Here is a 671-nt window from a genome sequence, read left to right on the forward strand (position 1 = left end):
AGGTATTCGATGTTGCCGTCCGGCAGCCAAGCCGCCAAGTCGCCCGAGCGGTACAGTTTCTCCCCCTCCGCAAACGGGGAATCGACGAACTTCTCCGCCGTCAGATCCGGACGGTTCAGGTATCCTCTCGCAAGGCCCTCCCCGGCCACATACATTTCGCCCGCTACGCCGATCGGCACAGGGCGGCGGTTTTCATCAAGGACGTACACCCTCAGCGTCGGGATCGGCTTGCCGATATTGCTCTTCGCCGCCTCCATTTCGACCCACGTTATTTCCTTATACGTAACGTGAACCGTCGTCTCGGTAATGCCGTACATATTGATCAGCTTCGTCTCCGGGTACTTCGTCTTGAAGCCCTTGAGCAGCAGCGGACTCAGCGCTTCGCCCCCGAAGATGACGTTGCGAATCCGCAGATCGTACGGATGGTCCGCCAAGACCTTACGCAGCAGCTGGTAGAAGTACGTTGGCGTCTGGTTCAAAATCGTGACCTGTTCGCGGCCCAGCAGCGCCAGGAAATCGGCCGGATTTTTCGCCGTGAGCGGCGGTACGATGACCAGCTTGCCTCCGTACAGCAGCGCTCCGTACATTTCCCAGACGGAGAAATCGAAGCAGAACGAGTGGAACAGCGTCCACGTGTCGGACGGCCCGAAGTCGAACAGGTTCTTGTCGTT

General features: G+C 58.7%; 1 protein-coding gene. It reads right to left on the reverse strand.

Annotated elements, in window-relative coordinates; genetic code table 11:
- Positions 1 to 671: AMP-binding protein (locus E0698_RS26275; protein ID WP_192513433.1), on the reverse strand; the 671-nt coding region annotated here is incomplete at both ends.

Source organism: Paenibacillus sp. 23TSA30-6 (assembly GCF_014858585.1).
Lineage (GTDB): Bacteria > Bacillota > Bacilli > Paenibacillales > Paenibacillaceae > Paenibacillus.